This window comes from Pseudoxanthomonas sp. (assembly GCF_002863005.1).
Lineage (GTDB): Bacteria > Pseudomonadota > Gammaproteobacteria > Xanthomonadales > Xanthomonadaceae > Pseudoxanthomonas_A.
In genome coordinates, this window is sequence record NZ_PKDG01000043.1 from 33551 (window position 1) to 57275 (window position 23725).

Sequence of the window (23725 nt, forward strand, 5' to 3'; positions counted from 1 at the left end):
ACGCGCCGGTGACCCGCGGAGGCGGGCCACCGGGAGCGACGTCATTCCTGCGGTTGGTAACGCAGGCTGAGACCATAGGTGCGGCCTGCCTGGTTGTACCAGGCGACCGTTTCGTACTCGCGGTCGAACACGTTGCCCACCTTCGCCTGCAGCGTCCATGCCTGCGCGATGGCGTACTCCAGGCGCAGGTCCAGCGTGCTGTAGCCGCCCAGGCGGACGGTGTTGGCCAGGTTGTCGTAGCGCTCACCCGCGGCGTTGAACGTCACGCCGGTGCGGAACGCGCCGAACGCGCGGTCCACGTCGATGCGCGCGGTGTTGCGCGGACGGCGTGCCAGCAGGTTGTCATGGTTGAAGCCGGCCGAACGGTTACGCGGATCGGTATGGCTCAGCTGGGTGGCGATGTCGAAGCCTGCGACCGCGATGTCGACGGTGAACTCCGCGCCGCGGATGCGGGCTTCGTCGATGTTGTTGGGCAGGAAGATCGCCGCGTCGTAGGAGATCAGCTGGTCCACCTTGTTCTGGTAGACGTTGAACGTCCAGTTCCAGGTGTCCGCGTACTGCGCGATGCCGAGGTTGACGCTCTCGGACTCTTCCGGCTTCAGGTCCGGGTTGCCGAAGAACGGGTAGTACAGGTCGTTGAAGCTCGGTGCCTTGAAGCCGGTGGCCACGCTGGCGGTCAGCTTCAGGCCGTTGCCGAACCCGAACCCGTAGCCCAGGCTGCCGGTGGTGTGGTTGCCGAACTGCTCGTTGTCGTCGTTGCGGACGCTGGCCTGCAGTTGGTGCGCGCCGAAGCGGCCCTGGTATTCGACGAAGCCGGCGAGGTTGTCGCGCTGGGTGGCGTCGAAGGCGGTGGCGCTTTCGATCTTGTCGTCCTGCCAGTCAATGCCAGCGGTCAGCAGTTGGTTGGTGGCCACGATGAAGTCGCCCTGCGCCGATGCCACGTAGCGACGCGTCTCGAAGTAACCGGACGGCACATCGTCATGGAAGTCGTCGGACTTGTCGTCGTTGCGGCCCAGGCTCAGCAGCAGGTTGACCTTGTCGCTAGGCGCGTAGCGCAGCTTGGTGCCCAACACCTGCTGCACGGTTTCGGACCGGTTGGTGAAGCTGCCGTCGAACTCGCTCTCACCGTCGGCGCGCAGCGCGTTGGCTTCCAGCGTCAGCGTGTCGGTGAATGCGTAACCGCCGCGCAGGCTGGCCGAGGTGTTGCGGTAGCCGTCACGGTCGGGTTCGTCGGCGAAGCAGCCGGCACCGAACGGGTTCGCGGCATCCCCGCTGGTGCCGCGGCAGGCGTTGAAGCCGTCGGTGCGCGTATACGCAACGTCGGCACCGAACCAGCCGCGGCCGATGGCGCCGCCGATACCGGCGCTGGCTTCACGCGTGCTGTCGCTGCCCACGCCGATGCGGACGTTCGGCCGTACCTTGCCGGTGTTGCGGCGGGTGAACACCTGGATCACGCCGCCGATGGCCTCGGAGCCCCACAGGCTCGAGCGCGGGCCGCGCACGATCTCGACGCGATCAATCTGGTCGATCGGCAGGTCCTGCAGCGCGGGCAGGCCGGCGGTCGCCGAACCCATGCGCACGCCGTCCACGAGCACCAGCACGTGGTCGGATTCGGCACCGCGCAGATTGAGCGTGGTGATCTTGCCCGCGCCGCCCTGGTTGGCGATCGAGATGCCGGCGCGTCCCTGCAGCAGCTCGCCCAGCGAGCGCGCCTGGCTGCGCTGGATCGCCTCGCGGCCGATCACCTGCGCCGGGACCAGGCTGTCTTCGACGGACACCTCGGTGCGCGTGCCGGAGACGACGATCTCGTCGAGGTTGGTGGCGTCCTGCGCCTGCGCGGCGAGTGGCAGCGCCATCGCGACCGCGAAGGCCAGCAGGGAAGGGGAGGAAAGGGTACGGCTCTGCATCGGAACAACTCCATCGCGCGCCCCGCGCGCATTGTCGGCGTGGAGTCGCGATGACGGAGAGGGAACGTTGCGGACAGCGCGGCAGACGAGCGGCGGCGCGGCACGCCACGACGCCCTCCGCATCGCAACCAGTGGACTTCCAGGCCGGTCTCCGGGCTTGCGAAGGCGTGCGCGATGCACGCTGCCGGGGCGCCTTCCCATGCGTTGGACGCACAGTGGCCGATGCCGAGGCTGTCTTCGCCTACCGTTGCGGGGGCAGCGCCGGAATGCCGCCTGCGCGGGCCACCGGCTTCCCGTTTCAACCCGTGGCAGGAATGCCTGGGTCACCTGAAAGCGCGCGCAGTATACGGGAAGCGTCCGCCCGCCACGTAGAGCGGAGCTTGCTCCGCTGCTTTTCGCCAACGGACGGTCTGCGGCGTCGAGCAAGCTCGACGCTACGACAGGAAGACCCGCGAGGGTTGCTTTCAGGAGGCGCGTGGAGCCGAGCGTGCTCCGCTGCTTCTTGGCGTCGCAGGCAGGTGGCGTGCAGGACCCGAGATGACGCGAATTGTCGCGGTCAGTCGTCGCCGCGCGAATCGAACAGGTTCAGCGACGGACCCGCGTCTTCCTCGCGCTCGGTGTGCGTGGTCGTCACCGGGCCGGCGGCGGGACGACCGCGTGGCGGTGGCAGCAGGGCGGCGGCCGCATCGTAGGCCACCAGCAGTTCCGCGCGGCGGTCTTCGGGCAATTGCTGCCAGTGGCAGTCCAGCAGGGCGCCTTCCAGCGCGTAGAGCAGGTTGAGGCTGGGGCGGAAACCCGCACGCTTCACCCGGATGAAGGCTTCCACCGCGCCGACCGACTCCAGGTCCTCCTGCGTGCGCAGGCCGACCTGGCGAAGCCAGGCGGCGGACTTGGGGCCGATGTTGCGCAGCTTGGTGCCTGTCATGTCAGCGAGTCCACGAAAATGGCGGCGATGCGTTCCATGCCCGCCTGGTCGTCGGCATCGAAGCGCGCCAGGCGGGGACTGTCCAGATCGAGCACGCCGACCAGTTCGTCCCCTTTCACCAGCGGTACCACCAGTTCCGAGCGCGATGCGGAATCGCAGGCGATGTGGCCCGGAAAGGCCTCGACATCGTCCACGCGCTGGGTCTGGCGGGTGCGTGCGGCGGCTCCGCAGACCCCCTTGTCCAACGGGATCCGCACGCAGGCTGGTAGTCCCTGAAACGGACCGACCACCAATTCCCGGCCATCGAAGAAATAGAAGCCCGCCCAGTTGAAGTCGGGCAGGGCGTGGTACAGCAGCGCGGCGAGGTTGGCGGCGTTGGCGATCCGGTCCGGTTCGCCGGCCAACAGGGCGCGGGCCTGGTCGGCCAGCTGTGCGTATTGTTCCGGCTTGCTGCCGGTGAGCGTCTGGGAGGCGAATGACATGCCGTCGATTCTACTCCCGGCCTTTCGCGGTGGACCGATATGATGCATTCCATCGGCAACCCTGACGGGGACACGGGTGGGCATGAACGCAGGCGATGATGAAACCGGGTGGCGCGGCCACGGGGTGACCCGGCTGGAGGCGTTCGTGGATGCGGCCTTCGCGTTCGCGGTGACCCTGCTGGTCATCTCCGTGGACCGCATCCCGGACAGCATCGGAGCGCTGCAGCAGGCGCTGAAGAACGTACCGGCCTTCGCCGCCAGTTTCGCGATGGTGGCGATGTTCTGGTACGCGCACGTGCGCTGGAGCCGTCGCTACCGCCTCGGCACGGTGCCGGCCACGCTGCTCAGCCTGCTTCTCGTGTTCCTGGTGCTGGTCTATGTGTATCCGCTGCGGCTGCTGCTGGGCACCTTCTTCGCGTGGATCACCGGCGGCTGGCTGCCGATGCCGCTGACCGATGCCAATGGCGCGCGCCCGCTCGCCTTCATGTTCACCTTCTACGGACTCGCGTTCGCGTCGATGTCGGCCTGCATCGGCGGCCTGTACGTGCTGGCCTGGCGCGCACGCGCGCGGCTTGGTCTGGATGGCGAGGCCGCCGCGAACGCCGCTGGCGAAATCGCCTCGCATGCGTACTTCGTCGGCGTGGGTCTGCTGTCGGTACTGATCGCCAGCCTGCTGGGCGAGCACGCGCGATCCTGGCAGGTCGCCATGGCGGGCAGCGTGTACTTCCTCCTGTCGTTTACCGGCATCGTCCACGTGGGGGGGCAGCGCTGGGGCGCACGCCGCTGGCCCGAACGCATGGAGGGCTAGGCGAATGGACCGGCTGTTCGTCACCGGTACCGACACGGGCGTGGGCAAGACCGTTGCCAGCGCCGCGTTGTTGCATGCGTTCCGTGCGCGCGGCCGGCGTGCCGTGGGCATGAAGCCGGTCGCCAGCGGCTGCGAGGCCACGCCGGACGGCTGGCGCAACGAGGATGCACTCGCGTTGCAGGCCGCCAGCGATCCCGTGCCGCCCTACGAGGATGTGAACCCCTATGCGCTGCCTGCGCCGCTCGCGCCGGAGATCGCCGCGCGCGACGCCGGCGTGGACGTGCAGCTGGGCGTCCTGGTGTCCGCGTTCGAGCGCCTGCACCCGCTGGCCGACATGGTGCTGGTCGAAGGCGTCGGTGGTTGGGCCGCACCGCTGACGGGCACGCTTGACCAACGCCACCTGGTACAGGAATTGCGCCTGCCGGTGGTGCTCGTAGTGGGCATGCGCCTGGGTTGCATCAACCATGCACGGCTCAGTGCGCGCGCGATCCAGGACGACGGCGCGCGCCTGGTGGGCTGGATCGCCAACGAAGTCGATCCGGAGATGGCGCGCCGCGACGAAAACTTCGCCCTGCTGTCCGCGCGCATGCCGGTGCCGTGCTGGGGACGCTTGCCGCATGCACCGCAAATCGACGCCGGCACGCTCAGCCGGCACATCGCACTTCCTTTCTAGGCGCGGGGCCGAAAAATAAAAAACCCGGCAGCGTGGGGGCTACCGGGTCGGCTGCGCGGAGGGAGGGGGAGCCGCGCAATAAAGGGTGGACGCGAACGTCCGTGGGCGGGTCTTACTTGCCCTTGGCGGCCTTGGTCGCCTTGGCCACGGAGGCCTGGACGTTGTCGGTCGCGGTTTCGAACTGGGTCTTCACCAGCTGGCCGAAGGCTTCACCGGTCTTCAGGCTCAGGCCGAACATTTCCTGGCTGGCGGCGACCATGCGCTCGGCGTTGTCCTTGGCGACCTGCAGGCCCTTCGGCCACAGGTTCTTGTAACCGTCCAGGTCGCGGGTCTCGGCGAGCTCGCCGAAGAACGAGGTGGTGGCGTCGATGTTCTTTTCGAACGTCTTCAGCTGCACGCCGAACACGGTCTCGGCGCTTTCCAGCGCCAGGCGGTTGGCGCGCGATGCGGCGGCGGCGAACTGGTGCGTGAACTGGCTGAAGCTTTCGTTGAATTGGGTGTTCATGGCGTGCTCCTGAAAGGGGATTCCCATCTGTTGCGACGCAGCATAACCGCCTCAATGTTGCAGCGCAATAACAGCCGTATGGAAATCCGACGAACGGTCAGGAGCCGTTAAAAATCAAACGCTTGTAGGGACTGGTGTGAAACCGGTTCCACACCTCAGTCGCCGGTGTAACGGCTGCCGGAGGTGCAGGTTTCATGCACCACGATGGCGCTCAGCAACGGAAGCACCGGCTTGGCCTCGCGCCAGATCCATGCCGCCAGCTGCTCGCTGGTCGGATTTTCCAGACCCGGAATGTCGTTGAGGTAATGGTGGTCGAGCCGGTCGTAGATCGGCTTGAAGGCGGCCTTCACGTCGGCGAAGTCCATCACCCAGCCGGCCTGCGGATCGACCGGGCCGGACAGGTGCACTTCGATGCGGAACGAATGGCCGTGCAGGCGCGCGCACTTGTGGCCTTCCGGCACGTGAGGAAGCCGGTGAGCGGCTTCGATGGTGAAGACCTTGAAGATGTCCATGCGGCGTTTCCGGAAACGGGGAAACGCGCGGCACGGATCGTGTGCCGCGCGTCGGGTTCGACTCAGCGGGCGGGACGCGACTGGCCCTGGCGGGCACCGCCGTTGCGGCCACCGTCGCGGCGGGGGCCGCTGCTGTGCTTCTTGGGTCCTGCGTGGGCGTGGCGCGGTGCTTCGCTGTGCGGGCGTCGTGCATGCTTCTGCGGGCCGTTGCGACGCGGCGTACGCTCGCCGGCCGGCTGTTCGGCCTTGCCCGGTGCGCTGTTGCCCCAGCGGATCGGGGTCTGCGGCTCGAAGCCCGGCACGTCGCGCAGGTCCACATCGCGGCCCAGCATGCGCACGATGGCGCGCAGGTACTTGGCTTCGTCCTGGGCGACGAGCGAAATCGCCTCGCCCGTCGATCCGTTGCGGCCGGTGCGGCCGATGCGGTGCACGTAGTCCTCGGCCACCATCGGCAGGTCGAAGTTGATCACCTGCGGCAGCTGGTCGATGTCGATGCCGCGCGCCGCGATATCGGTGGCGACCAGCACGTTGATGCGGCCGGCCTTGAAGTCGCTGAGCGCGCGCTGGCGGGCGCCCTGCGACTTGTTGCCGTGGATCGCCGCCGTCTTGATGCCGCTCTTGTCCAGGAACATCGCCAGCTTGTCGCTGCCGTGCTTGGTGCGGGCGAACACCAGCGTCTGCAGCCGGCTGTCCTTGGCCAGCAGGTGCAGCAGCAGGTCGCGCTTGCGGCTGCCATCGACGGGATGCACGCGGTGGGTGATGGTCTCGGCCACCGTGTTCTTCGGCGTGACCTGGATCTGCTTCGGGTCGTGCATGAACTCCAGTGCCAGTTCGCGGATCGGCTCGGCGAAGGTGGCGGAGAACAGCATGGTCTGGCGGTTCTGCTTGGGCAGCTTGGCCAGGATGCGCTTGATCGACGGCAGGAAGCCCATGTCGAGCATGCGGTCGGCTTCATCCAGTACCAGCACCTCGATGCCCGACAGATCCACGCTGCGGCGCTCGAGGTGGTCGATCAGGCGGCCCGGGCAGGCGATCACGAGATCCACGCCACGGCGCAGCGCGTCGAGCTGGTTGCCCATGCCGACGCCACCGTAGATCGTGGTGCTGGGAATACGCAGGTACTTGCCGTAGCCACGCAGGCTGTCGTGCACCTGCACGGCGAGCTCGCGGGTGGGGGTCAGCACGAGGGCGCGCGGCTTGCGCGGGCCGCGGGCGGCGACTTCCTGCGGGGTGGTGGCGAGGTACTGGATCAGCGGCAGGCCGAACGCAGCGGTCTTGCCGGTGCCGGTCTGGGCGCCGGCCAGCAGGTCATGGCCAGCCAGGGCCAGCGGAATGGCCTGTTCCTGGATAGGCGTGGGCTGGGTGTAGCCCTGTTCGTCGAGGGCGCGCAGCAGGGCGGGCGCAAGGCCCAGGTGTTCAAACGTCATTGTCGAAGCTCCAAAGCCGGCCGGCCGGACACGCACGCCACGCCGGCACAGCGATGTGCGGCAGCGAAAGACGCGCGGAATGCGGCAAGACCGTGACTCGAAGCGTTCCCTGAAACCGCGCTGCGAGAAGGGGTGCGGAGGCGCCAAAAACGGCGGATCCGAGCTTGCGCAACGAAAGAAGTCGGAGCGGGGCGGGCGCGGGAACTCGCGGGGAATTCCCTGCGCCGGCGGACCATCGGGGAAACGAACGGCCGCAGGCAAGCGGCGCGCACTGTACCCGAATCCGGGGCTGAATGGGGGAACGGAGGCTGAAACCCGCGTCTGCGACCGATTGTCGCACGGCCGGAAACCTTGATTTGTCAGGCGTATCATCCCCCGGGAAGACCGAGAAGCCGCCGCCATGAGCCTTCGCATCCTGCGCCAGAACGACACCCCGGTGGCCAGTCCGCCCGCCGAAGGCGTCGTGTGCCAGGCAGCACGGGGCTGCAGCGGGTGCCTGGTGCGGCACTTGGCCGTCTGCGCGGCCCTGCCGGTGTCCAAGGCGCATGCGATGGAGGCGCTGGCCGATGATGCGCGGCTGAAGGCGGGCGAGGCGCTGGTGCGCGAAGGCGAACCGCGGCGCGGCGTGTTCACCGTGACCAAGGGCGCGCTGCGCCGCATCCGGCTGCTGCCGGATGGTCGCCGGCTGGTGGCCGGCTTCCTGATGCCGGGCGATTTCATCGGCTTCTCCGGTACCTCGCACTACAAGCACACGATCGAGGCCATCACCGACAGCACGTTGTGCGAGTTCTCGATGGCCGACATGCGCAGCCTGTGCCACGACCATCCGGAGCTCGAGCGCGAACTGCTGGAGCGCGCCTGCCTGGAACTCGATGCCACGCGCGGCAACCTGATGGCCCTCGCCCGCCTCAATCCGATGGAGCGGCTGGCGGGCTTCCTCGTCGACATGGCGCAGCGCCGCCGGCGGCAGGGCCAGGACGACAGCGAAGTGATCCTGCCGATGACGCGCACGGACATCGCCGACTACCTGGGCCTGACCGTGGAGACCGTCAGCCGCAGCTTCACCCGCCTGCGCCAGGAAGGCAGCATCGCCACCGACGATCCGCACCACGTGCGGCTGCTCAAGCGTGAGCGCCTGGATGCGTTGGCCGAAGCGCGGGCCTGAGGGGTTCGGGATGCGAGGGGCGCTGGTTGTGGGAGCGACGTAAGTCGCGAAGGCGCACCGGGAAAGTCCCATCGCGACTTACGTCGCTCCCACATCCGACGGCATGGGCTGTTCCCGTACCAGTCTCCCATTCCGCAACCGGTAGCGCGTATCCACCACCTCCTCCGGCAGCGCTGCATGGCTGATGATCAGCACACTGCGTCCTTCACTGGCGGCGGCAAGGTCGCGCATCAGCGCGTCGGCCGTGTCCTGATCGAGGCCCTCGGTCGGCTCGTCGAGCAGCAGCAGGGGGGCGTCGCGCAGCAGGGCACGTGCCAGCGCCAGTCGGCGCGATTGGCCAGCCGAGAGCGTGGCGCCGTTCTCGCCCACCCAGGTGGCCAGGCCTGACTCGCGGAAGCGGGTGTCCAGCTTCACCTGTCCAAGCACCTGCCATAGCCGCGCGTCATCGGCATCGGGATCGCCAAGGCGCAGGTTCTCGCGCACGCTGCCGGAGAACACCGGGGCATCCTGCGGCAGCCAGGCGATGCGCGCGTGCCAGTGCGCCGCGTCCAGCGACGCCACCTCGTCGCAGGCGAACAACACCCTGCCCGCCTGCGGTGCCTGCAATCCGAGTACGAGCGCCAGCAGCGAGGATTTGCCTGCTCCGCTGTCGCCCGTCACCAGCACGCGTTCGCCGGGCGCGACATGCAGTTGCGCGCCGTCGAGCAAGCGTCGCGTCGAGCCCGGCCAGGCGAATGACACGTCGTCCAACTGCAGCGCACCGCATGCGGCCGGGGTTCGCGCGCCGGTGGTCACGCGGCCCGTCGCGGTCGGATCGTCCACCACGTGCTGAAGCCGCTGAGCGGCGACCGCGGCCGCACGCCAGGCCTGCCACGCCGGTGCGATCGCCGTGCAGGCTTCCACTACGGCGACCGTCATGAAGAACAGGCCACCGGCTGCCGCGGCCCCGATGCGTCCCGCGTGCACGGCCGACAACAGCACCCAGAGCATCGTCGGCAGCGTCAATGCGGTCGCCACGCCATGTGCCAGCGTCGCCAGCGCCAGCCGCTGCTTGCGCCGGAGTTCCCAGCGGGCGACGTCACGGCTGCGCGTATCCAGTGCTGCAAGCCATGCCATGGTGGCGTCCATCGCCGCCAGGTCCTGCTGGCCCTCGGTGCCTTCCTGCACGGCTGCGCGCAGGCGCATGCGCGCAGCCGCGCGTTGGTCTTCGAGTGCGGCCGCGCTGCGCACGGACAGCCAGGGCGCCAGCGCGGCGATCGATGCCAGCGCCGTCGCCAGCACCAGCCCTGCAGCCGGCAGGGCGGCGGTGGCCACCCCGGTTGCGATCAGGCACAGCGAGAGCACCGCGAGCAACGGGCCGACAGCCCGGACGAGCAGGCCGTCGACCGCATCGATATCCGCCATGAGCCGCGCCATCAGTTCGCCGATCCGATAGCGTCCGAGGCCCAGCGGCGCCAGCGGCAAGGCGCGGGCGAAGAACCAGCCGCGCAGGTCGCGCGCGATCCGCAGCGTCACATCGTGGCCCAGCAGTTTTTCGCCATATCGCGACAGGATGCGCACGAAGGTCAGCGCTCGGATGCCGGCCGACGGCCCGAAGAAGTTGAAGCCGATCGCGGCGCTTCCGGCCAGCGCGGCTGCCGTGAGGAAATGCCCGGACAGCCCGAGCAGTGCGGTGCCTGCCAGCAGTGTCAGCAGCAGCAAGCCGATGGACAGGGCGATGCGCGGTCGGTGCGCCACCAGCACGCTGCGCAGCGTGTCCGCGTCCTTCTCCGGGCGTGCGGTCATGGTGTTCCCTCCTCCACCTGCAAGCGCCTGCCGCGGACATGCCATCTCCCGGTCATCGCGGCCTGGGCCGCCGCGCGGTGGGTGGCCATCACCACCGCGCGTCCGCGTGCGAACTGCGTGATCGCGCGCAGCACGCGGGCTTCGGTATCGGGATCGAGGAAGGCGGTGGGTTCGTCGAGCAGCAGCAGGTCGGGATCGCGCAGGAACACGCGCGCCAGGGCGACGCGCCTTGCCTCGCCGCCGGACAGCCCGAAGCCGCGTTCGCCGATCACCGTGTCCAGCCCGTCCGGCAGTCGCGTCGCGAAGCGCATGACCTGCGCCGCGTCGGCCGCCCGCTCCAGGTCGGCATCGCTGGCGTCCGGTCGCGCCATGCGCAGGTTGTCGCGCAGCGTGCCGGCGAACAGGAACGGACGTTGCGGTGCATAGCCGATGCGCAGGCCGGACGCACGCTGCAGGGTGCCCGCGTGCGCGGGAAGCCAGCCAGCCAAGGCTTCCAGCAGCGTGCTCTTGCCGTCACCGCTGGCGCCTGTCAGCGCGATGTGCTGGTCGCGCTGCAGGTGCAGCGTGATGTCGTGCAGCGCATCGTGCGTGGCGGCGGGATGGCGCAGTGCGGCGCCGTGCGCGCTGACCAGCAATCCGGGACGTGCTGGCACCGCTCCGCCAGTAGCGTGCAACGTTGGGCGTGCAGGGTCGTCCAGCAGCAGCGCGAGCTCGTCCATCGCCGCCAGGGCGGCCGCACGGTCGTGGTAGTGCGTGGCCAGCCGCCGCAGCGGCGCGTAGAACTCCGGTGCCAGCAGCAGGCAGAACACCCCCACGCCCAGGCTCAGGGACGTATCGCGCAGGTCGAGCATGCCGAGGTAGGTCAGGCCCAGGTACAGCGCGATCATCGCCACGCTGAGCGAGGCGAAGAACTCCAGCACCGCCGACGAGAGGAAGGCGATGCGGAGTACGCGCAGGCTGCGCACGCGCAGTTCCTCGGCCGCGGCGCGGATGCCCGTGAGCTCGGTTTCTCCGCGCCCGTACAGGCGGATCAGTCCCAGCCCGCGCAGCCGATCTGCGAAATGCCCGCCCATCCGAGTGAGCGCCTGCAGCTGGCGCTGGCTCGCCGCCTGCGCGCCCCAGCCGACCAGCATCGTGAAGACGGGCACCAACGGCATCGTCAGCAGCAACACCAGGCCAACGGTGCGGTCGACCACGAACACCGCCAGCAGGATCGCAAGTGGCACGGCCACAACCTCGGCGCGCAGCGGCACGAAACCGCCGAAGTACCCCTCCAGCGCATCGACGTGCGTGCCCATGCGTTCGGCCAGCGCGCCGCTCTGCTGCGAGCGCACCCACACCGGTCCGCGGGCGACCAGTCCGCGGGCTACGCAGGCGCGCAGGTCCACGCGGATGCGCTCGACGGCGTGGTCGGCCAGCCGCCGGCTGGTCCACCCCAGACCTGCGCGCAGCAGGAGTGTCGCCAACAGCGCGGCCAGCGGGGCGAGCAGCGTGACCGGAGCGGCGCCGTCCACGAGCGCGCGCTGCAGGCAAAGCGCGATCAGGGCGGCCTGCGGCAGCACGAGTACGCCGCCGGTGACGCCGCAGGCAGAAGCGGCGCGCAACGGGGTACGAGCGATCCCGCCGAGCGACGCCAGGCGTGCTTTCGCCGTCGCGCCCGCGGGCGCGTCCTTCATCCGTGCGCTCACGCCGGTAGTGGCTGGCAGCCAAGCGCGGCGAGCACGCCGTGCAGCGCCGGATGCCGCATCAGCCACGGCGAGGCGATCGTCAGCAGGCCGGCGAAAAGCACGAACGCGGCCGCCGCGCGCCGCACCGACGTGCGCTGCCAGTGGCGCCCGAGGCGCGCGCCGGACCACGTCAGTGCGACCATCATCGGCAGCGTACCCAGCCCGAACAGCGCCATCGTCAGCGCGGCGTCGCGCGCGTTCGCCTGCAGCCAGGCCACCGTCAGCAGGCTGAGGCTCAGTCCGCAAGGCAGCCAGCCCCACAGCGCACCCGCGGCGAGACGGCGCGGCAGCGTGTCCGCCGGAAGCACGCGTGCATGCAGCGGACGGAGCGCCTGCCACACCCTCGCACCCGGGCGCGCGAGGACATCCAGGCGACCGCGCCGGTCGAGCAGGCGCAGCGCCAGCAGCACCAGCGCCAGTCCCACGCCGACGCGCATGGCGAGCACGGCGGTGTCGTGGCGCGCCAGCGACAGCAGGCCGCTGCCGAAAGCGCCGACCAGCGCCCCGGCCAGCGTGTAGCCGCCGACGCGTCCGAGGTTGAGCTGCAATGCGCTGCGCCAGCCGGCGCGGGACGACGCCGCCGAAAAGCCGGTGGCGATGCCGCCGCACATGACCGCGCAGTGCGTGCTGCCCACCAGGCCCGCCAGCAGCGCGGCGAGCAGGACGGGAACGTCAGGGGCCATCGTCGCCTTCACGGCGCGGTGGGGCGACAGGCGGGCGCGGCTGCGCCGGTGCGTCGTCGAGGATGTCCAGCGCGGGCGTGTCGAGATCGTCGAACTGTCCCTTGCGCACCGCCCAGGCGAATGCGGCGATCGCCAGGCCCAGCAGGACCAGGCTGATCGGCAACAGCATCAGCAGGATGTTCATGCCGCCGTCTCCGTGGAGGTGCGCGCCAGTCGCAGCGCATTGAGGGTCACCGCCAGCGAGGATACCGCCATGCCGAGCGCGGCGATCCAGGGCGTCACCATACCGGCCGCCGCCAACGGCACGGCGAGCAGGTTGTATCCGGCGGACCAGGCCAGGTTCTGCTTCACCAGGCGCCGCGACAGGCGCGCGATGCGCACGGCGTCGGCAATGCGCAGCAGCGACGGACCGGTGGCGACCAGGTCCGCGGCCTGCTGCGCCAGCGGTGCGCCTTCGCCCATCGCGATCGACACGTCGGCCCCGGCGAGCACGGGCGCATCGTTCAGGCCGTCGCCGACCATCGCGACGATGCGGCCCTCCGCCTGCAGCTGCCGCACGCGTGCCAGCTTGTCTTCCGGCGACTGGCGCGACTGCACGGCATCGATGCCGAGCGTGCGCGCGAGCCGCTGCACCGCAGCGTCGCCGTCGCCGCTGGCGAGGTGGATGCGCATGCCCTGCGCACGCAGGACCGCGATGGCGGTGGCCGCATCGTCGCGGGGCGTCTCGTCGAGGGTGAAACGGGCCACGCCGTGCTGGCCGTCGCCCAGCCACAGCGCACCGTCGTCGTTGCGCGCCGCGGCCCAGTCGGCGCGCCCGACGCGCCACCGGCGTCCCTCGACATCGCCCTCCACGCCCAGGCCGGCGTACGTCACGACGGACGCGGCCAGGTGGCGCACGTCGATGTCGGCGAAGGCGCTGGCGATCGGATGTCCGCTGTCCTTCTCCAGCGCCGCAACGACGCGCATGGCCGACGCAGCGTCCAGGTCGGTGTAGGCCTGCACGTCGACGCGCGCCGGGCGTCCGTCGCTGAGCGTGCCGGTCTTGTCGAACACCATGTCGGTGGCGCGCGCCAGCGTATCCAGCGCGTCGGGCCGCGTCGCCAGCACGCCGCAGCGCGCCAGTGCGCCATGCGCGGCCGCGAGCACCGCCGGCACCGACAGCGACAACGCGCACGGGCAGCTGATCACCAGCAGCGCCAGCGTCACTTCGAAGGCGCGTTCGGGCTGATACAGGCGCCAGCCGAAGTAGACCAGGACCGCCAGCGCCAGCAGGCCGATGACGAAGTGGCGGCCGATGCGATCCGCGAGCCGGGCCAGCGGCGGCCGATGTCCCTGCGCGCGATCCACCAACGCCGCCAGTTGCGACAGGCGCGTCGCAGTGCCCGTGGCGGTGACACGCAGGCGCGCGGGTCGCTCGCGGCAGGTGGTGCCGGCGTAGACGGTCTCGCCGGCCTGACGGCGCACGGGGCGGGATTCGCCGGTCAACAGCGCCTCCTCGAAATCGGCTGCGCCGTCGAGCAACGTGCCGTCGGCAGGCACGCCTTCGCCGGCCGACACGCAGACCACGTCGGCCACCCGCAGCGCCGATGGCGGCACCGATTCCCGCGTGCCGTCCCCACGCTCGCGGATCGCGAACACCGGTTGCGCCCGCGCCAGCGCATCGACCTGCGCGGTGGCCACGTTGCGCGCGCGTTGTTCCAGCATGCGTGCGGCCAGCAGCAGGAACACGAACATCACCGCTGCGTCGTACCAGACATGGGTGCCGCCGCGGATCGTCTCCACCAGGCTGGCGAAGTAGGCCAGCAGGGTGGAACCGGCAATCAGCGTATCCATGCCGACGTGGCGCGCGCGCCATTCGCGCGCCATCCCGGCGAGGAACGGCCAGCCGCTGTAGAACACCACCGGCGTGCTGACCAGGAACGTCAGCCAGCGGAACAGGTCGCGCGTGGGCAGCGGCATGGTCGCGTTGACGTCCAGGTACAACGCTTCGGCCAGCATCATCGCCTGCAGCGAACCGAGGCCGGCCACGCCGAGCCGCAGCAGCCAGCGCCGGCGTTCGGACAGGCGCGCCTGTTCGCGCGCGTCGCCGGTGGCCAGGTAGGGCCGGTAGCCGAGCATCGCCAACCGGTGCAGCAGCGCGGAGAGCTTGGTGCGCGCCGGATCCCAGGTGATGCGGATGCGGCCGGTGACTGCGTTGGCGGTGGTGTCCAGCACGCCGGCCTCGCGGGCGAGTGCGCGATCGATCAGCCAGGCGCAGGCGGCGCAGCGCATGCCGTCGGTGAGCAGCACGATCTCGCGGCCACCTTCGACGGCGCGGCTGTGTTCGTCCAGCAACTCGCTGCGGTCCCAGCTCTCCAGGTCCAGCCGGTCGGCCTGCACGCGGTTGGCGTTCGCGCTGCGCAGGCGATAGTAGCTGCCGAGATCCGCGTCCTGGATCCAGGCCGCTGCGGCGGCGCATCCGCCGCAGCAGAAGGCGTGGTCGCCCGCCTTGACCGGATGCCCGCTGGCGACCGGTTCGCCGCAGTGATGGCAGGACACCACGGGCGCGTCCATGGCAGGGCTCAGCCGCCTCCGAGCGACGGTGCGAGCCTCGCGGCCTGCATGTCCTTCTGCAGGCGGCCGCGGATGCGCCAGTGGGAGTTCTCGGGCGCGAGCTGCAGGTTCCAGTCGTGCCGCGTGTCGATCTGCGCCGGCGCCGTCCATCCGCGGGTCGTGCGCGCCAGCGGTAGGCGCAGGTCCTGCGCAGCGTCGGTGGGATGCGTCAGCACCAGCACGAGCGAGGCCTCGCGTGCGAAGTCGCCGGTCACCGCGGTCAGCGCCACGTGGTCCGGGCGGATCTGCACCAGAGCGCTCAGCTTGCGCTGCCGCGCGCGTTCGTCGGGCCCCAGGTCGGTGGTCTGGATCTGCGACACGCGCTGCACGTCGTCGATGACGGGATCGGCCCCGCCCGCGCGCACGGCGGTGATCACCAGCCAGATGCCGGCGACGACCGAGGCGAGCGGCAGGCCCCAAACCAGCCACACCATCGGTTCTTTCCAGAACGGGCGCGAAGCGGGGGCGTCGGGTTTCGTGGTCATTGGATCGGTCCGAAGTAGCTGCTGTCCACGGTCTTCTCGGTGCCGGCATCGACGTCGCGGACGGTGAACGTCACGGCATGGCGGCCGCGCAGGCTGGCGGGAGCGGTGGCGGCGACGGGCAGCGACAGGACCTCCTCGGGCTCGGCACGCACCGCCAGCTCGCCGCCGCGCAGGCGGATGCCGGGCGAGGCCGACGACAGCATGACGACATAGCGATGCGATTGCTGGTCCTTGTTGACCAGTTTGAGGGTGTAGCTGTTCTCGACCTGGCCGCCGGCCACTTCGCGGTACAGCGCGTTGCGGTCGCGCAGGACTTCCGCGATGAGCACGTCGCGGTGGAACACGCCCCAGCCCCAGGCCATCACCAGCGCCAGCAGCAGCGCGCCGTACGCGAGGATCCGCGGCCGCAGCACCCTGGAGGGCTTGCCGTCGATGGCGTTCTGGGTGGTGTAGCGGATCAACCCTTTCGGATAGCCCATCTTGTCCATCACGTCGTCGCAGGCATCGATGCACGCACCGCAGGCGATGCACTCGTACTGCAGGCCGTTGCGGATGTCGATGCCGGTGGGGCACACCTGCACGCAGATCGTGCAGTCGATGCAGTCGCCCAGCTGCTCGGAAACGAATTTCGGCAGCGGCTCGATCACCGCGCCCGCGCCGGCGAAGGTGATGGTGCCGTGCGCGCCGAGGCGCTGGTCGGCCGCGCTGGGATGCGCGTTGGCGCGCACCACGTAGTCGTAGGCGGTGACCTGGTCCAGCAGCCCGCGCGCGCGTTCCAGCACGCTGCCCAGGCCCCGCTTGCGCGGACCGCGCGGCTCGCCGCGCATCGGGTCGTAGGCGATGATCAGGGTGTTGCGGTCGAACATCGCGCTCTGGAAGCGCGCGTACGGGCACATGTATTTGCAGACCTGCTCGCGCAGGAAGCCGGCGAACCCCCACGTGGCCAGCGCGTAGAAGAAGACCCAGAAGGTTTCCCAGCCTCCCCACGCGAACGGCCACAGGCGCGCGCCGAGATCGAGGATGGGCGTGAAGAAGCCGACGAAGGTGAAGCCCGTCCACAGCGCGAACACCGCCCACAGCACGTGCTTGCCGCCCTTGCGCAGCAGCTTGTTGGCGCTCCACGGCGCCGCATCCAGCTTGATGCGCGCGCTGCGGTCGCCTTCGGTCCAGCGCTCCATCCACAGGAACACTTCCGTCCACACCGTCTGCGGGCAGGCGTAGCCGCACCACAGCCGTCCCGCCAGCGCAGTGAAGAAGAACAGCGCCATCGCTGCGATCATCAGCAGCATGGCCAGGAACAGGAAGTCCTGCGGCCAGAACACCAGCCCGAACACGTAGAACTTGCGGGCGGGCAGGTCGAACAGCACGGCCTGGCGGTCGTCCCACGTGAGCCAAGGGAACACGTAGTACATGCCCAGCAGCCACCACACGGCCGCCACGCGCAGGCGGTTGAGCCGGCCGGCCACGTCGCGCGGATACACCTTGCGTTCGCTGACGTAGAACGAATTGCCCTGCGCATCCACCACATCCAGCGGGATGCGGCGCTTGCTGTCGGGGGCAGGGGAAGGGGGCGAGGCGGGCGTGGACATGGCGGTGTCTGTCTTGGCTGGCGTCATGCTCGCGCCGCGCGCGCGTGCGAGGGAGCGACGGTTTGTCGCAGGCGGCGCGCGCTCAGTCCGGCGGCAGCGCGCGGTTGAACCGGCTGGCCGGGCGCAGGAGGATCCAGGTGAACAGGCTGCTGGCGGCGGTGGCCAGCCAGAACATGAAGAAACCCAGCGTGTAGCCGAGTTCGCGGCTGATCGCCAGGTCGGGGAAGGTCATGTCGCGCAGCGTCAGCGGGTCGACGAAGGCGAAGAACACCATCGTCGCCACGCCGGCGGCGAAGAAGCTGGGCCAGAGCACCGCCCCGACGCGCTGCGCGAGCGGCCGGGGCGGATGGTCGAAGCGGGGCTCGGTGAAGTCGGTCATCGCGCGCCGGCAGTCGCTTGCCCCTCCCTGTGCGAAAGCGACCAGACATACGAGGCCACGAGCCGTGCCCGTGTCTCGCCCAGCAGTTCGCGATGCGCGGGCATCACGCCATGGCGTCCGCGGGTGATGGTGGTGCGCATGCTGTCCCGGCTGTTGCCATACAGCCAGTAGTCGTCGGTCAGGTCGGGCGCGCCGAGTTCCTGGTTGCCCTTGCCGTCGACGCCGTGGCAGGCCACGCACAGGCCGTCGTACAGCGGCTTGCCCTGCGCGGCCATGTAGTTGTTCTTCATGCCGTCCTGCGGATCGCCGAGCACGTTGACGTAGGCGATGACGTAATCGACGGCGTTCGGGCCGCCCATGCTGGTCAGCGCGGTTCCCCATTCCGGCATCACGCCCTCGCGGCCGTCCAGCACCGTCTGCAGCACGAGGTCCGGCGTGCCGCCCCAATGCCAGATGCCGTCGGTCAGGTTGGGATAACCGACCGCGCCCTGGGCGGTCGAGCCGTGGCAGGTGGCGCAGGTGTTGTTGAAGATGGAGCGGCCCAACGCCAGCGCCTTCGGGTCCTTGGCCAGCTGATCGATGGACTGGCCGGCAAAGGGGGCGAACGTGGCGTCCAGCTTCTTGTCCTGCACCGCCTTCGCGTCGTCGTGCTCGCCGGCGGACGACCACTTGGCATAACCGGGAATGACGCCCAGCCCGCCGTACCACGCGATGTACGCGATGCTGAAGACGATGGTGATGTAGAACAGGTTGATCCACCACCGCGGCAGCGGCTTGTTGTACTCGGTGAGGTCGCCGTCCCACACGTGCGAGGTGTCTTCGGGTGCGGGGTCGCCGGGACGACGGCGTCCGGTCCACCACAGCAGCCACACGCAGCCCAGGATGTTCAGCACGACCAGCGCGACGATGAACCAGATCCAGCCTGCGCTCATGGGTTGTTCTCCCCTTCCTCACCCAGCGGCATGCGTGCCGCATCCTCGAAATCCGCCTTGCGGCGCGGACTCCACGCCCACACCCAGCCGGCGATGAACAGCACGATTAGTGCCCCTGTCACGATCCCCGAAACCATGGTTCAGCCTCCCCTCGGCGCGGCCTTGCCCAGCCCTTGCAGGTAGGCGACCACGGCGTCCAGTTCTGTGCGGCCTTCGACCTCGGAGGCGGCGTTGTTGATCTCGTCGTCCGTGTACGGGTCGCCGATGCGCTGCAGCGTCTTCATGCGCTGGGCCACCTCGGCGCCATCGACCTGGGCGTTTTCCAGCCAGGGGAAGGACGGCATGTTCGATTCCGGCACCACGTCGCGCGGGTTCAGCAGGTGCACGCGGTGCCAGTCGTCGGAGTAGCGGCCACCGACGCGGGCCAGGTCCGGTCCGGTGCGCTTGCTGCCCCACTGGAACGGCCGGTCGTAGACCGATTCGCCGGCCAGCGAATAGTGGCCGTAGCGCTCGGATTCGAACCGCAGCGTGCGCACCATCTGCGAGTGGCAGTTGTAGCAGCCCTCGCGGATGTAGATGTCGCGGCCGGCCAGTTGCAGCGCCGGGTACGGCTTCACGCCTTCCAGCGGTTTGATCGCCTCGGCCTGGAACATCAGCGGGACGATCTCGGCCAGGCCGCCGAAGGACACCGCCACCGCGATCAGCACCGCCATCAGGCCGACGTTCTTCTCGATCTTCTCGTGCGAATTTCCGTTGCTCATGTCGTCGGCTCCTCAGGCGCGCGCTTGGCTGGCATCGGGCTGCAGGATCGGCTGCGGCGCGACGGACCTGGCTGCCTGGAAGGTCTTCCAGGTGTTCCAGGCCATCAGCAACATCCCGCAAAAGACCAGCAGGCCACCGCCCAGGCGGACCAGGTAGTAGGGGTAGGTAGCGTTGAGCGCTTCGACGAAGCTGTAGGTCAGCGTGCCGTCGGCGTTGGTGGCGCGCCACATCAGGCCCTGCATGACGCCGGCGATCCACATCGAGGCGATGTAGAACACCACGCCCAGCGTGTGCAGCCAGAAGTGCGTGTCGATGGCCTTGACGGAGAACATCTGCTCGCGGCCCAGCAGCTTCGGCAGCAATGCGTAGACCGAGCCGATGGTGATCATCGCCACCCAGCCCAGGGCGCCGGCATGCACGTGGCCGATCGTCCAGTCGGTGTAGTGGCTCAGCGAGTTGACCGTCTTGATCGACATCATGGGACCCTCGAAGGTCGACATCATGTAGAACGACAGCGAGACGATCAGGAACTTCAGGATCGGGTCGGTGCGCAGCTTGTGCCACACGCCCGACAGCGTCATCACGCCGTTGATGGCGCCGCCCCAGCTGGGGGCCAGCAGGATCAGCGAGAACACCATGCCCAGGCTCTGCGCCCAGTCCGGCAGTGCGGTGTAGTGCAGGTGGTGCGGGCCGGCCCACATGTAGATGGCGATCAGCGCCCAGAAGTGCACGATCGACAGGCGGTAGGAGTAGATCGGCCGGCCGGCCTGCTTCGGCACGAAGTAGTACATCATCCCGAGGAAGCCGGCGGTCAGGAAGAAGCCCACCGCGTTGTGGCCGTACCACCACTGCACCATCGCATCGACGGCGCCGCTGTAGACCGGGTAGGAGTGCAGCAGGCCGCTGGGCAGGGCCAGGCTGTTGACGATGTGCAGCAGCGCCACGGCGATGATGTAGGCGCCGAAGAACCAGTTCGCCACGTAGATGTGCTTGACCGCGCGCTTGGCGATGGTGCCGAAGAACAGCACCGCGTAGGACACCCAGACCACCGCGATCAGCACGTCGATCGGCCAGATCAGTTCGGCGTATTCCTTGCCCTGGGTCAGGCCCAGCGGCAGCGACACCGCCGCGGCGACGATGACCAGCTGCCAGCCCCAGAACACGAACGCCGCCAGCCTGTCGGAGATCAGCCGCACGTGGCTGGTCCGCTGCACCACGTGCAGGCTGGTGGCGAACAGGGCGCAGCCGCCGAATGCGAAGATCACCGCGTTGGTATGCAGCGGACGCAATCTGCCGTAGCTCAGCCACGGCAGGTCGAAGTTCAGCGCCGGCCAGTACAGCTGGGCGGCGATCAGCACGCCCACCAGCATCCCCACGATGCCCCAGACCACGGTCATCACCGTGAACTGGCGCACCACCTTGTCGTTATATGTCCCCTGCACGCTTTGCACGCGGCCTCTCCTGGTTTTCCACGACGGAATTCTCGGCCCGGCGTGCCGGGACCGCATTGATCCTGATCAAGCCCCCCGTTTGTCCCCGGGGGAGGGCGACCGCAGGGAGGATAGGGGCGCGCGCGGGATGCGACACAAGGTCGCGCCCCTCGATCCGACGGACGGGTCTAGAATCCCCTGCAAGGTCCCAGGAGCTCCCCCATGCCCGACATGACCGTCGTCGAACTGTCCCGGCTGCAGTTCGCGCTCACCGCGATGTACCACTTCCTGTTCGTCCCGCTGACGCTCGGGCTGTCCTTCATGATCGCGATCATGGAGAGCGTCTACGTCATGACCGGGCGCGACATCTGGCGGCGCATGACCCTGTTCTGGGGCACGCTGTTCGGCATCAACTTCGCCATGGGCGTGGCCACCGGCATCGTGATGGAGTTCCAGTTCGGCATGAACTGGTCCTACTACAGCCACTACGTCGGCGACATCTTCGGCGCGCCGCTGGCCATCGAGGGCCTGATGGCGTTCTTCCTGGAAGCGACCTTCATCGGCCTGTTCTTCTTCGGCTGGGACAAGCTGAGCAAGGTGCAGCACCTGGTGGTGACGTGGCTGGTCGCGCTGGGGTCGAACTTCTCCGCGCTGTGGATCCTGGTGGCCAACGGCTGGATGCAGAACCCGGTCGGTGCGGTCTTCAACCCCGAGACCATGCGCATGGAGATCACCGATTTCATGGCGGTGATCTTCAACCCGGTGGCGCAGGCGAAGTTCGTCCACACGGTGTCGGCCGGCTATGTCACCGGCGCCATGTTCGTGATGGCGATCAGCGCGTTCTACCTGCTGCGCGGTCGCAACGCCGACTTCGCCAAGCGCTCGATGGCGGTCGCCGCCAGCTTCGGCCTGGCCTCGGCGCTGTCGGTCGTCGTGCTGGGCGACGAGAGCGGTTACGCCACCAGCGAGCACCAGAAGATGAAGCTCGCCGCCATCGAAGCGATGTGGGAGACCGAACCCGCGCCGGCCGGCTTCAATGCCTTCGCCATTCCCGACCAGAAGCACCAGACCAACCACTACGCCCTGCATATCCCCTACGTGATGGGGTTGATCGGCACGCGTTCGTTCAACACCGAGATGCCCGGCATCCTGGACCTGGTGGAGCGCGCGGAGGGTCGCATCCGCAATGGACTGATGGGCTACGAGGCGCTGCAGAAGCTGCGCGCCAACCGCAACGACGGCACCGCGCGTTACGTCTTCGAGGCGCACTGGCGCGACATCGGCCACGCGCTGCTGCTCAAGCGCTATCGCGAGGACATCGGCAACGCGACCGAGGAGGAGATAGCGAAGGCCGCGCACGACACGATTCCGCACGTGGCGCCGCTGTTCTGGAGTTTCCGCCTGATGGCCGGGCTGGGCTTCTACTTCATCGCGTTCTTCGCGGTCGCGTTCTACCTCGCCAGCCGGCAGCGGCTGGACCGTTACCGCTGGTTCCTCAAAGTGGCGTTCTGGAGTCTGCCGCTGCCGTGGCTGGCGATCGAGGCGGGGTGGCTGATCGCCGAGTACGGTCGCCAGCCGTGGATCATCGACGGCGTACTGCCCACCTTCCTGGCGGCCTCGGGACTGAAGCTGCACCAGATCATCATCACGCTCAGCGGTTTCGTGCTGATCTACACGGTGCTGGCCGTCATCGAGGTGTGGCTGATGCGCAAGCTGATCCTCAAGGGCCCCGAGCACCTGTTGCTGCCCCGGCCCGATGCGGAAGGCGTGCCACAACCGGCCCCGGCGGGCTGACGGGAGACCACCATGGATACGATTCCCCTCGATTACGGCACCCTGCGCCTGATCTGGTGGCTGCTGCTGGGCATCCTGCTGATCGGCTTCGCGGTGATGGACGGCTTCGACCTGGGCATCGCGACGCTGCTGCCCGCCGTCGCGCGGACCGATGAGGAACGCCGCATCGTGCTGAACGTCGTCGGCCCGGTATGGGAAGGCAACCAGGTCTGGCTGATCCTCGGCGGCGGTGCGATCTTCGCCGCATTCCCGCCGCTGTATGCCGTGAGTTTCTCCGGGTTCTACATCGCGATGTTCCTGATCCTGTTCGCGCTGATCCTGCGGCCGGTCGGGTTCAAGTTCCGCAGCAAGGTGCCCGATCCGCGCTGGCGCGCCGCGTGGGACTGGGCGCTGTTCACCAGCGGGCTGGTGCCGGCGCTGGTGTTCGGCGTGGCGATGGGCAACGTGCTGCTGGGGGTGCCGTTCCATTTCGACGACACGCTGCGCATCTTCTACGAAGGCGGACTGTTCGGCCTGCTGACGCCGTTCGCGCTGCTGTGCGGCCTGGTCAGCGTGGCGATGCTGGTGATGCACGGCGCCGGCATGCTGGCGATGAAGACCTCCGGCGCCATCGCCGAGCGTGCGCGGCGCTACGGCAGCCTCGCGGCGCTGGCGACGGCGGCGCTGTTCGTGATCGGCGGCCTCTGGGTTGCGCGCATCGATGGGTACGCGCTGCAGGTCGCGGTGGATATCGCCGGCCCGTCGAACCCGCTCGCCAAGATCGCCTTGGCGCAGCCCGGTGCATGGATGGACAACTATGCGCGCTGGCCGGTCGCCTGGCTGTTGCCGCTGCTGGGTGTGGCGGGCGCGCTGTCGAGCGCCGTGTTGCTGCGCACCGGGCGCGCGGGGCTGGCGTTCCTCGCGTCGTCGATCAGCATCGTCGGCATCATCCTGACCGAAGGCGTGGCGACGTTCCCGTTCCTGCTGCCGTCGTCCACGCAGGCCAGCTCCAGCCTGACCCTGTGGGATGCGTCGTCCAGCCACATGACGCTGTTCATCATGCTGCTGGCGACGGCGGTCTTCCTTCCCCTCGTCCTGCTCTACACCGCCTGGGTCTTCCGCGTGCTGCGCGGCAAGGTCGACCAGGACGGCATGGGGCGCAACCCGAACGCGTACTGAGGAGG

23 protein-coding genes and 1 riboswitch are annotated in these 23725 nt (G+C 68.9%); of the genes, 5 read left to right on the forward strand and 18 right to left on the reverse strand.

The features are described from left to right. Positions 1-41: 41 nt before the first annotated feature. The 3 genes from btuB to CYU89_RS14805 all read right to left on the reverse strand — a co-directional run bounded on the left by btuB (position 42) and on the right by CYU89_RS14805 (position 3314). Positions 42-1907, reverse strand: coding sequence for a TonB-dependent vitamin B12 receptor (gene btuB / locus CYU89_RS14795; RefSeq protein ID WP_296282171.1), 1866 nt, complete (start codon positions 1905-1907; stop codon positions 42-44). Between the two features lie 124 nt (positions 1908-2031). Next, positions 2032-2253: riboswitch (cobalamin riboswitch) on the reverse strand. 210 nt (positions 2254-2463) lie between these two features. Continuing rightward, the gene (locus CYU89_RS14800) at positions 2464-2832 is read right to left on the reverse strand and encodes a TfoX/Sxy family protein (RefSeq protein ID WP_296282172.1); all 369 of its coding nucleotides are present in this window, start codon (positions 2830-2832) and stop codon (positions 2464-2466) included. After that, complete coding sequence (locus CYU89_RS14805; RefSeq protein WP_296282173.1) at positions 2829-3314, reverse strand: GAF domain-containing protein; 486 nt, start codon at positions 3312-3314, stop codon at positions 2829-2831. The genes CYU89_RS14800 and CYU89_RS14805 overlap by 4 nt, the downstream gene beginning before the upstream one ends. 82 nt (positions 3315-3396) lie before the next feature. Between CYU89_RS14805 and CYU89_RS14810 the strand changes: the two genes are divergently transcribed. Together CYU89_RS14810 and bioD are read left to right on the forward strand one after the other, a co-directional pair. After that, positions 3397-4122 carry a TMEM175 family protein gene (locus CYU89_RS14810; RefSeq protein WP_296282174.1) on the forward strand — a complete coding sequence of 242 codons (726 nt, stop codon included), beginning with the start codon at positions 3397-3399 and terminating at the stop codon, positions 4120-4122. A 4-nt stretch (positions 4123-4126) separates the two neighbouring features. After that, positions 4127-4795 (forward strand): dethiobiotin synthase, encoded by a 669-nt coding sequence (gene bioD, locus CYU89_RS14815; RefSeq protein WP_296282175.1) that lies wholly within the window; start codon positions 4127-4129, stop codon positions 4793-4795. A gap of 112 nt (positions 4796-4907) precedes the next feature. Here bioD and CYU89_RS14820 read toward each other — a convergent pair whose 3' ends face one another. From CYU89_RS14820 to CYU89_RS14830, 3 genes are all read right to left on the reverse strand, one after another. Continuing rightward, on the reverse strand, positions 4908-5300 hold the full coding sequence (locus tag CYU89_RS14820; RefSeq protein ID WP_296282176.1) for a phasin family protein: 393 nt from the start codon (positions 5298-5300) through the stop codon (positions 4908-4910). A 155-nt stretch (positions 5301-5455) separates the two neighbouring features. Beyond that, positions 5456-5812, reverse strand: coding sequence for a 6-carboxytetrahydropterin synthase QueD (queD, locus tag CYU89_RS14825; protein WP_296282177.1), 357 nt, complete (start codon positions 5810-5812; stop codon positions 5456-5458). A 62-nt stretch (positions 5813-5874) separates the two neighbouring features. After that, entirely contained in the window at positions 5875-7239 is a 1365-nt protein-coding gene (locus tag CYU89_RS14830; RefSeq protein WP_296282178.1) for a DEAD/DEAH box helicase, read from the reverse strand. A 400-nt stretch (positions 7240-7639) separates the two neighbouring features. On the opposite strand from CYU89_RS14830, the gene CYU89_RS14835 reads away from it, so the two are divergent. Continuing rightward, entirely contained in the window at positions 7640-8404 is a 765-nt protein-coding gene (locus tag CYU89_RS14835) for a helix-turn-helix domain-containing protein (RefSeq protein WP_296282179.1), read from the forward strand. A gap of 78 nt (positions 8405-8482) precedes the next feature. On the opposite strand, the gene cydC is transcribed toward CYU89_RS14835, so the two are convergent. The 12 genes from cydC to ccoN all read right to left on the reverse strand — a co-directional run bounded on the left by cydC (position 8483) and on the right by ccoN (position 20789). Then, complete coding sequence (gene cydC / locus CYU89_RS14840; protein ID WP_296282180.1) at positions 8483-10189, reverse strand: thiol reductant ABC exporter subunit CydC; 1707 nt, start codon at positions 10187-10189, stop codon at positions 8483-8485. Beyond that, the gene (gene cydD, locus CYU89_RS14845) at positions 10186-11865 is read right to left on the reverse strand and encodes a thiol reductant ABC exporter subunit CydD (protein WP_296282181.1); all 1680 of its coding nucleotides are present in this window, start codon (positions 11863-11865) and stop codon (positions 10186-10188) included. The genes cydC and cydD overlap by 4 nt, the downstream gene beginning before the upstream one ends. Positions 11866-11873: 8 nt before the next feature. Next, complete coding sequence (locus CYU89_RS14850; RefSeq protein ID WP_296282182.1) at positions 11874-12599, reverse strand: sulfite exporter TauE/SafE family protein; 726 nt, start codon at positions 12597-12599, stop codon at positions 11874-11876. Further along, positions 12589-12783, reverse strand: coding sequence for a cbb3-type cytochrome oxidase assembly protein CcoS (gene ccoS / locus CYU89_RS14855; RefSeq protein ID WP_296282183.1), 195 nt, complete (start codon positions 12781-12783; stop codon positions 12589-12591). The genes CYU89_RS14850 and ccoS overlap by 11 nt, the downstream gene beginning before the upstream one ends. Then, the gene (locus CYU89_RS14860; protein ID WP_296282184.1) at positions 12780-15152 is read right to left on the reverse strand and encodes a heavy metal translocating P-type ATPase; all 2373 of its coding nucleotides are present in this window, start codon (positions 15150-15152) and stop codon (positions 12780-12782) included. The genes ccoS and CYU89_RS14860 overlap by 4 nt, the downstream gene beginning before the upstream one ends. A gap of 8 nt (positions 15153-15160) precedes the next feature. Further along, complete coding sequence (locus tag CYU89_RS14865) at positions 15161-15676, reverse strand: FixH family protein (protein WP_296282185.1); 516 nt, start codon at positions 15674-15676, stop codon at positions 15161-15163. Next, entirely contained in the window at positions 15673-17265 is a 1593-nt protein-coding gene (locus tag CYU89_RS14870; RefSeq protein WP_296282186.1) for a 4Fe-4S dicluster domain-containing protein, read from the reverse strand. Before CYU89_RS14870 ends, CYU89_RS14865 begins: the two co-directional genes overlap by 4 nt. An 82-nt stretch (positions 17266-17347) precedes the next feature. Continuing rightward, on the reverse strand, positions 17348-17644 hold the full coding sequence (locus CYU89_RS14875; RefSeq protein ID WP_296282187.1) for a hypothetical protein: 297 nt from the start codon (positions 17642-17644) through the stop codon (positions 17348-17350). Next, positions 17641-18576, reverse strand: coding sequence for a cytochrome-c oxidase, cbb3-type subunit III (gene ccoP / locus CYU89_RS14880; protein WP_296282188.1), 936 nt, complete (start codon positions 18574-18576; stop codon positions 17641-17643). Before ccoP ends, CYU89_RS14875 begins: the two co-directional genes overlap by 4 nt. Beyond that, positions 18573-18698, reverse strand: a complete 126-nt coding sequence (locus CYU89_RS14885; protein ID WP_296282189.1) for a cbb3-type cytochrome c oxidase subunit 3 — start codon at positions 18696-18698, stop codon at positions 18573-18575. Before CYU89_RS14885 ends, ccoP begins: the two co-directional genes overlap by 4 nt. Before the next feature lie 18 nt (positions 18699-18716). Beyond that, positions 18717-19337, reverse strand: a complete 621-nt coding sequence (gene ccoO / locus CYU89_RS14890) for a cytochrome-c oxidase, cbb3-type subunit II (protein WP_296282190.1) — start codon at positions 19335-19337, stop codon at positions 18717-18719. Between the two features lie 12 nt (positions 19338-19349). After that, positions 19350-20789 carry a cytochrome-c oxidase, cbb3-type subunit I gene (ccoN, locus tag CYU89_RS14895; RefSeq protein ID WP_296282191.1) on the reverse strand — a complete coding sequence of 480 codons (1440 nt, stop codon included), beginning with the start codon at positions 20787-20789 and terminating at the stop codon, positions 19350-19352. 201 nt (positions 20790-20990) lie between these two features. On the opposite strand from ccoN, the gene CYU89_RS14900 reads away from it, so the two are divergent. Together CYU89_RS14900 and cydB are read left to right on the forward strand one after the other, a co-directional pair. Next, a complete protein-coding gene (locus CYU89_RS14900; protein WP_296282192.1) occupies positions 20991-22562 on the forward strand; it encodes a cytochrome ubiquinol oxidase subunit I in 1572 nt (523 codons plus the stop codon). Between the two features lie 12 nt (positions 22563-22574). After that, a complete protein-coding gene (cydB, locus tag CYU89_RS14905; protein WP_296282193.1) occupies positions 22575-23720 on the forward strand; it encodes a cytochrome d ubiquinol oxidase subunit II in 1146 nt (381 codons plus the stop codon). Positions 23721-23725: the final 5 nt, after the last annotated feature.

Coding starts and splice junctions, on each gene's coding strand:
- CYU89_RS14900 (WP_296282192.1), top strand. CDS start 20,991: ATGCCCGACATGACCGTCGTCGAACTGTCCCGGCTGCAGTTCGCGCTC.
- cydB (WP_296282193.1), top strand. CDS start 22,575: ATGGATACGATTCCCCTCGATTACGGCACCCTGCGCCTGATCTGGTGG.
- ccoO (WP_296282190.1), bottom strand. CDS start 19,337: ATGAGCAACGGAAATTCGCACGAGAAGATCGAGAAGAACGTCGGCCTG.
- CYU89_RS14830 (WP_296282178.1), bottom strand. CDS start 7,239: ATGACGTTTGAACACCTGGGCCTTGCGCCCGCCCTGCTGCGCGCCCTC.
- CYU89_RS14805 (WP_296282173.1), bottom strand. CDS start 3,314: ATGTCATTCGCCTCCCAGACGCTCACCGGCAGCAAGCCGGAACAATAC.
- CYU89_RS14875 (WP_296282187.1), bottom strand. CDS start 17,644: ATGACCGACTTCACCGAGCCCCGCTTCGACCATCCGCCCCGGCCGCTC.
- CYU89_RS14865 (WP_296282185.1), bottom strand. CDS start 15,676: ATGACCACGAAACCCGACGCCCCCGCTTCGCGCCCGTTCTGGAAAGAA.
- btuB (WP_296282171.1), bottom strand. CDS start 1,907: ATGCAGAGCCGTACCCTTTCCTCCCCTTCCCTGCTGGCCTTCGCGGTC.
- cydC (WP_296282180.1), bottom strand. CDS start 10,189: ATGACCGCACGCCCGGAGAAGGACGCGGACACGCTGCGCAGCGTGCTG.
- CYU89_RS14810 (WP_296282174.1), top strand. CDS start 3,397: ATGAACGCAGGCGATGATGAAACCGGGTGGCGCGGCCACGGGGTGACC.
- CYU89_RS14870 (WP_296282186.1), bottom strand. CDS start 17,265: ATGTCCACGCCCGCCTCGCCCCCTTCCCCTGCCCCCGACAGCAAGCGC.
- CYU89_RS14835 (WP_296282179.1), top strand. CDS start 7,640: ATGAGCCTTCGCATCCTGCGCCAGAACGACACCCCGGTGGCCAGTCCG.
- ccoS (WP_296282183.1), bottom strand. CDS start 12,783: ATGAACATCCTGCTGATGCTGTTGCCGATCAGCCTGGTCCTGCTGGGC.
- cydD (WP_296282181.1), bottom strand. CDS start 11,865: ATGAAGGACGCGCCCGCGGGCGCGACGGCGAAAGCACGCCTGGCGTCG.
- CYU89_RS14850 (WP_296282182.1), bottom strand. CDS start 12,599: ATGGCCCCTGACGTTCCCGTCCTGCTCGCCGCGCTGCTGGCGGGCCTG.
- CYU89_RS14820 (WP_296282176.1), bottom strand. CDS start 5,300: ATGAACACCCAATTCAACGAAAGCTTCAGCCAGTTCACGCACCAGTTC.
- queD (WP_296282177.1), bottom strand. CDS start 5,812: ATGGACATCTTCAAGGTCTTCACCATCGAAGCCGCTCACCGGCTTCCT.
- ccoP (WP_296282188.1), bottom strand. CDS start 18,576: ATGAGCGCAGGCTGGATCTGGTTCATCGTCGCGCTGGTCGTGCTGAAC.
- CYU89_RS14800 (WP_296282172.1), bottom strand. CDS start 2,832: ATGACAGGCACCAAGCTGCGCAACATCGGCCCCAAGTCCGCCGCCTGG.
- bioD (WP_296282175.1), top strand. CDS start 4,127: ATGGACCGGCTGTTCGTCACCGGTACCGACACGGGCGTGGGCAAGACC.
- CYU89_RS14860 (WP_296282184.1), bottom strand. CDS start 15,152: ATGGACGCGCCCGTGGTGTCCTGCCATCACTGCGGCGAACCGGTCGCC.